The sequence below is a fragment of the Escherichia sp. 93.0816 genome, assembly GCF_013368855.2.
Lineage (GTDB): Bacteria > Pseudomonadota > Gammaproteobacteria > Enterobacterales > Enterobacteriaceae > Escherichia > Escherichia ruysiae.
The window spans coordinates 68228-75823 of record NZ_JABWNC020000020.1; the positions used below are offsets into that span (position 1 = coordinate 68228).

Genomic DNA, 7596 nt, shown 5'->3' on the forward strand with positions numbered 1-7596 from the left:
TACGCAACATGAGATTTGTTCAACATTAACTCATCGGATCAGTGCAGCAGCTATTGCATTAGTTAACAATAAAAATGAAAATGATTTCCACGATACAGAAAAAGGAGGCTGTCATGGTCGCACCCATTCCCGCAAAACGCGGCAGAAAACCCGCCGTTGCCACCGCACCTGCGACCGGGCAGGTTCAGTCTTTAACGCGTGGCCTGAAATTACTGGAGTGGATTGCCGAATCCAATGGCAGCGTGGCACTCACGGAACTGGCACAGCAGGCCGGATTGCCCAATTCCACAACCCACCGACTGCTAACCACGATGCAACAGCAGGGCTTTGTGCGTCAGGTTGGCGAACTTGGACACTGGGCGATCGGCGCGCATGCTTTTATGGTCGGTAGCAGCTTTCTTCAGAGTCGTAATCTGTTAGCCATTGTCCATCCTATTCTGCGCAACCTGATGGAAGAGTCTGGCGAAACCGTGAATATGGCGGTGTTGGATCAAAGCGATCACGAAGCGATTATTATCGACCAGGTACAGTGTACGCATCTGATGCGTATGTCCGCGCCTATCGGCGGTAAATTACCGATGCATGCTTCCGGTGCGGGTAAAGCCTTTTTAGCCCAGTTAAGTGAAGAGCAGGTGACGAAGTTACTGCATCGTAAAGGCTTACATGCCTATACCCACGCGACGCTGGTGTCTCCTGTGCATTTAAAAGAAGATCTCGCCCAAACGCGCAAACGGGGTTATTCATTTGATGATGAAGAACATGCCCTGGGACTGCGTTGTCTCGCGGCGTGTATTTTCGATGAGCATCGCGAACCGTTTGCCGCAATTTCGATTTCCGGGCCGATTTCACGTATTACCGATGACCGCGTAACCGAGTTTGGCGCGATGGTGATTAAAGCGGCGAAAGAAGTCACGCTGGCGTATGGTGGAATGCGGTAACTTTTCGCCTCCGATTTATACAAACCGCACGCTAAACCGCTGCCTGCGCCGATACGCATAGACATCTTCCACATGCCCTTCACGGATACGGTTTTGTAGCGCGCGCCAGTAGTCGGCGCGGAACAGGTCAGCGTGCATTTCTTCAAACAGCGGGCCAATGCGCGGGTCAGCGCATAGCCAGTGACGGAACTCTTCCGGGAAAACATCGCCGGGCGAGACGCTGTACCAGGGTTCGCTGGCGAGCTCGTCTTCCGGGTAGCGCGGTGGCGGTATGTCGCGGAAATTCACTTCCGTCATGTAGCAAATTTCATCGTAATCATAAAACACCACGCGCCCGTGACGGGTGACGCCAAAGTTTTTAAATAACATATCCCCAGGGAAGATATTGGCAGCGGCAAGCTGGCGAATGGCGTTGCCATACTCTTCAATAGCGTCGCGCAGTTGCTGCCCTTCAACTTGCTCAAGCCAGATATTGAGCGGCACCATTCGCCGTTCGATATAGAGATGGCGAATCACAATCTGTTCGCCGAGATCGGTAATTTTTTCCGGCGCTTCCTGGAGCAGTAATTCCATTAATGCCGGGGAAATATGCCGCTTCTCCAGTACAAAGTTTTCAAACTCCTGGGTATCTGCCATTCGCCCTACGCGATCGTGCTCCTTAACCAGCTGATAGCAAGCGCGGACGTGGGCCGCTGACATCTCTTTCTGCGGTGCGAACTTGTCTTTGATCACTTTGAATACCCGATCAAAACCCGGCAGCGTGAACACCAGCATCACCATTCCACGAATGCCCGGAGCTTCAATAAACTGTTCATTACAGCCCTGTAGATAAACGAGATATTCGCGGTAACTTTCGGTTTTAGCGTGTTTCTGGCAGCCGATAGCCATATACAGTTCTGCGGTGGTTTTGCCCGGCAGAATTTCCCGTAACCACTCGACCAGCGCGGCAGGCAGCGGAGCGTAAACCATAAAATAGGATCGCGCAAAGCCAAAGACGATGCTCGCTTCGGCGGTCGTTGTCAGACAGGTATCAATAAATAACTCGCCATTGTCCGTCTGATGGATCGGCAGCAAAAAGGGCAACGTGCCAGAAGGCGTGATCAGTTTGCCCACCAGCCAGGCGGCTTTATTGCGGTAAAACAATTCGTTCGCCACCTGTAAATGACTTTCGGCGAGGTTGTCTGTCCCCAGCGTCTCCGTCAGATGGCGAATGATGTAGTTGATATCGCAACTTTTATTCTGCCAGCGCAGACGCAGCGGCAGGTCGCTGAGAACGCGCATCAGCAGAGATTCCCAGCCATGATCGGGATAAAAATCTTTTGCCAGCGGGCGTGGAATAGTACGAAAGCGGCGCTCCGGCTGGGAGCTAAAGATAAAAAGCCGCTCGGGAGTAAGCGAGCGGTGGTCAAATAACCGACAGTATACGGAGTTGAAAAAACTCTCCGCAATCTCGAAGCGCGGGTAATCCGGCAACAGCCGGGTGTAATGCTCTTTGACACGCAGTAAAAATGCCGCGTCCGTGCTTTGGCCGTTAGTGATACAGCGCAGTTGCTCCACTACCAGACCCACGTGATGATCGTAAAGATGGATACGGTCTTTCATCGCCTGCTGGACAGCGTGCCAGTCGGCTTGTTCAAAACGCTGCTGCGCCCCGGAAGTCACTTCGAGGAATCGACCATACTGGGCGTCGAAACCTTGCAAAATGGTTTGTGCAATCAGTAATTCCAGGCCACGCGGCATCGCCTCTCCTTAATTCGCCCCTCGCCTTACGGAAAGGGGCGTTGGTTATTAGAACTGCGATTCTTCGGTGGAGCCGGTCAGCGCGGTAACTGACGACGTGCCGCCCTGAATAATGGTCGTCACTTTATCGAAGTAGCCTGTGCCCACTTCTTGCTGGTGAGAAACGAAGGTATAGCCATCTTTCGCAGCAGCAAATTCTGGCTGTTGCACTTTCTCAACATAATGCTTCATACCCTCGCCCTGTGCATAGGCGTTTGCCAGGTCGAACATGTTAAACCACATGCTGTGGATCCCTGCCAGGGTGATGAACTGGAACTTGTAGCCCATATCCGACAGCTGCTGCTGGAAGCTGGCGATAGTTTTATCGTCAAGGTTTTTCTGCCAGTTGAACGACGGCGAGCAGTTATAGGCCAGCAGTTTACCCGGGTATTTCGCGTGGATAGCTTCCGCAAAGCGACGTGCCAGTTCCAGATCCGGTGTAGAAGTTTCACACCAAACCAGGTCGGCATACGGCGCATAAGCCAGGCCACGGCTGATCGCTTGTTCAATGCCTGCGTGAGTACGGAAGAAGCCTTCATTAGTACGCTCGCCAGTGATGAATTCGCTGTCATACGGATCGCAATCAGAGGTGATCAGGTCTGCTGCATCAGCATCGGTACGTGCAACCAGCAGGGTTGGAACGCCCGTCACGTCAGCCGCCAGACGCGCAGCGACCAGTTTCTGGATCGCTTCCTGAGTTGGCACCAGCACTTTGCCACCCATGTGACCACATTTCTTAACGGACGCGAGCTGATCTTCGAAGTGAACTGCCGCTGCACCGGCTTCAATCATCGCTTTCATCAGTTCAAAGGCATTCAGGACACCGCCAAAACCGGCTTCCGCATCGGCAACGATCGGCAGGAAGTAATCAACATAGCGCGGATCGCCCGGTTCAATGCCTGCAGACCACTGGATCTGATCGGCACGACGGAAGGTGTTGTTGATCCGTTCCACCACCGCAGGCACCGAGTTTGCCGGGTAGAGAGACTGATCCGGATACATGCTGGCCGCGAGGTTAGCGTCTGCCGCTACCTGCCAGCCCGACAGGTAGACCGCTTCGATACCCGCTTTCGCCTGTTGCAGCGCCTGACCGCCAGTCAGTGCACCGAGGCTGTTGATGTAGCCTTTTTTCGACTCACCGTGCAGCAGTCGCCACATTTTCGCCGCGCCCAGCTGCGCCAGTGTACATTCCGGATTGACCGAACCGCGTAATTTCACCACATCTTCCGCGCTGTACGGGCGAGTAATGCCTTCCCAACGCGGTTGAGTCCACTCTTTCTGTAATTCTTCAATTTGTTGTGTACGGGTTTTCATGTGCAGATGCTCCATAGTTATGTGGTGGTTTACGCTAACAGGCGGTAGCCTGGCAGGGTCAGGAAATCAATTAGTTCATCGGATGTGGTGATCTGTTCCATCAGGCGTGCGGCGTCGTCAAAACGCCCCTGGGAGAAACGTTCTTCGCCCAGTTCGCTGGCAATGACTTTCATCTCTTCGCCCAGCATCTGGCGGAACAAGGCATTGGTCACCGGTTTGCCATTGCTCAACGTTTTTTGATGATGGATCCACTGCCAGATTGAGGTACGGGAAATTTCAGCCGTCGCCGCATCTTCCATCAGGCCATAAATCGGCACACAGCCGTTGCCAGAGATCCACGCTTCGATGTACTGCACAGCCACGCGAATGTTGGCGCGCATACCTTCTTCGGTGCGTTCACCGTCACAAGGTGCCAGCAGTTGTTCGGCAGTAATCGGCGCGTCTTGTTCGCGCATCACGTCAAGCTGATTTTTACGGGAGCCGAGAATGTCGTTGAATACCGCCATTGCCGTATCCGCAAGGCCTGGGTGAGCGATCCATGTGCCATCGTGACCGTTATTGGCTTCCAGCGATTTATCCGCTTTTACTTTATTGAGCACCTGGTTATTGCGCTCTTCATCTTTGCTCGGAATAAACGCCGCCATGCCGCCCATCGCAAATGCGCCGCGTTTATGGCAGGTTTTGATTAACAGGCGTGAGTAGGCATTAAGGAACGGTTTATCCATCGTCACAGCCTGGCGGTCTGGCAGGACACGGTCGGGGTAATTTTTCAACGTTTTGATATAGCTGAAGATATAATCCCAGCGACCGCAGTTCAGACCAACAATATGGTCACGCAGCGCGTGAAGGATTTCATCCATCTGGAACACGGCGGGCAGCGTTTCAATCAGCAACGTTGCCTTGATAGTGCCGCGCGGCAGATTAAAGCGATCTTCTGCATAGCTGAAAACTTCGCTCCACCAGGCCGCTTCCTGCCAGGACTGGGTTTTCGGCAAATAGAAATAAGGGCCGCTGCCTTTTGCCAATAGAGCCTGGTAGTTGTGGAAAAAGTAGAGTGCAAAATCAAACAGGCTGCCTGGGATGGCTTCACCACGCCAGGTGACATGTTTTTCCGGCAAGTGCAGACCGCGTACCCGACAAATCAAAACCGCTGGATTGGGCTTGAGCTGATAAATTTTGCCTGCTTCATTGGTATAGCTGATGGTGCCGTTAACTGCATCACGCAGGTTAATTTGCCCGTCGATCACTTTGTTCCAGTCCGGAGCCAGTGAATCCTCAAAGTCAGCCATAAAGACTTTCACATTGGCGTTGAGCGCGTTGATCACCATCTTGCGCTCAACCGGCCCGGTAATCTCTACCCGGCGATCTTCTAAGTCCGCAGGAATCCCGCGAATTTTCCAATTACCATCACGAATGGAAGCTGTTTCCGAAATAAAATCAGGCAACGTTCCGTTATCAATATCCTGCTGTTGCTGAATGCGCGCTGCCAGAAGTTTATTGCGTTGTGGCGTAAAATGCGTCACCAGTTCAGTCAGAAATTCTACCGCTTCGGCAGTAAGAATTTGCTTCTCCTGCTCGCCATACGGCCTTGTGAAAACCAGTTCATCGGTTGTTGTTGCCTGTTCAGTCATCGTGCTGCTCCTCGTCATGGATCCGAAAACTTCCCCACTGTGAACGAAGGATCGTTGTGCGCTTTTCGTTCAGCACAACTAAGACTACTCATTTAAAATGCAAAATCAAAAACAATTTCCATTTTTAATTTAAATTGAATTTAACTTACTGATAACAATAAGAATAAAATTCATTCACCTATTGTGGTGTGTTTCGGAAATAAAAAAGGCACCCGAAGGTGCCTGATTCAAGGTGCTGAAACGCTTAACGATCCTTTGCCGCAGAAGATTAATCCAGCGTTGGATTCATATGGCGTAGATCGTATGGCGTGATCTGGTAGACGTAATAGTTGAGCCAGTTGGTAAACAGCAAATTGCCGTGGCTGCGCCAGCTCGCTCGCGGTTTGTTTTGCGGGTCGTTATGCGGGAAATAGTTATACGGTACATCCGTGTTTAGCCCGGCTTCAACATCACGGAAATATTCCTGCGCCAGCGTTTGCGCATCGTATTCCGGATGCCCCGTTACAAAGGCAATACGCTTATCTTTGCTGGCAAACAGATATGCGTCCCCTTCTTCTGTCTCTGCCAGAATTTCCAGATCTGTGTAATCACGAATCAACGCTGCCGGAAAGTCAGCATAGCGCGAATGCGGTGCCAGGAATGAATCATCAAAGCCACGCGTCAGAAGCGCATGAGGATGGAGAATGTGATGCTCGTAAACGCCAGAGAGTTTGTCCGTGCGAGTTTGCTTAGGAATGCCGTAAAGAATATTGAGTGCGGCCTGAACCGCCCAACAGACAAACAGCGTTGAGGTGACGTGATCTTTCGACCACTCCAGCACCTGTTTGATCTGCGGCCAGTAAGCGACGTCATTAAACTCCACCAGACCCAGTGGCGCACCAGTTACAATCAGACCATCGAAGTTCTGCTCCTGAATGTCTTCAAAGTTGCAGTAGAAGTTGTTCAGATGCTCTGCGGGCGTGTTGCGCGATTCGCGGGAATCGATGCGCAACAGCTGAATATCGACCTGCAAAGGTGAGTTTGAAAGCAGGCGCAGAAACTGATTTTCAGTTTCGATCTTCTTCGGCATCAGGTTAAGGATCAGAACCTTAAGCGGACGAATTTCCTGACCAGACGCGCGAGAAGTTGTCATCACAAAGACGTTTTCTTCACGCAAGAAATTGACGGCGGGCAGCTCGTCCGGCACACGAATCGGCATAACCTGATTACCTCTTTACATACGCTTATACGTTTAGACATCCAGATAGCTGAAGATAACCAGAAAATTTGCCAATGTCGAGCCTGCATGTCGAAGGTGAGAAAGTTTCAAGGAAAAGATTGCGTTAGGATATAAGCACCAATAAAAGGAGAGAAAATGGTTATTAGTATTCGCCGCTCACGGCATGAGGAAGGGGAAGAGTTGGTTGCGATTTGGTGTCGTTCTGTTGATGCCACCCATGATTTTTTATCAGCAGAGTATCGGGCTGAACTGGAAGAGCTGGTACGTTCGTTTCTGCCGGAAGCGCCATTGTGGGTCGCGGTTAATGAGCGGGATCAGCCGGTTGGGTTTATGTTGCTAAGCGGGCAGCATATGGATGCGCTGTTTATCAATCCTGATGTGCGCGGCTGCGGCGTGGGTCGAATGCTGGTGAAACATGCGCTCTCAATGGCACCGGAACTGACAACCAACGTTAATGAGCAAAATACGCAGGCGGTTGGGTTCTATAAGAAAATGGGGTTTAAGATTACAGGACGCTCTGAGGTGGACGATTTGGGGAAACCGTATCCGTTGCTGAATCTGGCGTATGTGGGGGAATAATGCGCTGTTGCCCCCTACCGTAACCCTGCGTAGGACGGATAAGACGCGCCAGCGTCGCATCCGGCATTCTTTCTTCACCAGCGCAAAAAGGCCATCCTTCCGGATGGCCTTTCGCTTTATCTGATGCCTGGCAGTT

At 51.7% G+C, this 7596-nt stretch carries 6 protein-coding genes; 2 read left to right on the plus strand and 4 right to left on the minus strand.

Features of this window, described 5'->3' with window-relative positions:
- Nucleotides 1–113: 113 nt before the first annotated feature.
- The gene (iclR, locus tag HEM79_RS17895; RefSeq protein WP_000226403.1) at nt 114–938 is read left to right on the plus strand and encodes a glyoxylate bypass operon transcriptional repressor IclR; all 825 of its coding nucleotides are present in this window, start codon (nt 114–116) and stop codon (nt 936–938) included.
- A gap of 15 nt (nt 939–953) precedes the next feature.
- On the opposite strand, the gene aceK is transcribed toward iclR, so the two are convergent.
- The 4 genes from aceK to metA form a co-directional block, all read right to left on the minus strand.
- The gene (gene aceK, locus HEM79_RS17900) at nt 954–2678 is read right to left on the minus strand and encodes a bifunctional isocitrate dehydrogenase kinase/phosphatase (RefSeq protein WP_176241307.1); all 1725 of its coding nucleotides are present in this window, start codon (nt 2676–2678) and stop codon (nt 954–956) included.
- Between the two features lie 48 nt (nt 2679–2726).
- On the minus strand, nt 2727–4031 hold the full coding sequence (gene aceA, locus HEM79_RS17905) for an isocitrate lyase (protein ID WP_000857847.1): 1305 nt from the start codon (nt 4029–4031) through the stop codon (nt 2727–2729).
- A gap of 29 nt (nt 4032–4060) precedes the next feature.
- Entirely contained in the window at nt 4061–5662 is a 1602-nt protein-coding gene (gene aceB / locus HEM79_RS17910) for a malate synthase A (protein WP_176241306.1), read from the minus strand.
- Between the two features lie 268 nt (nt 5663–5930).
- Nucleotides 5931–6860, minus strand: coding sequence for a homoserine O-acetyltransferase MetA (metA, locus tag HEM79_RS17915; protein ID WP_176241305.1), 930 nt, complete (start codon nt 6858–6860; stop codon nt 5931–5933).
- Between the two features lie 156 nt (nt 6861–7016).
- On the opposite strand from metA, the gene HEM79_RS17920 reads away from it, so the two are divergent.
- Complete coding sequence (locus tag HEM79_RS17920; RefSeq protein WP_176241304.1) at nt 7017–7460, plus strand: acetyltransferase; 444 nt, start codon at nt 7017–7019, stop codon at nt 7458–7460.
- Nucleotides 7461–7596 lie beyond the last annotated feature (136 nt).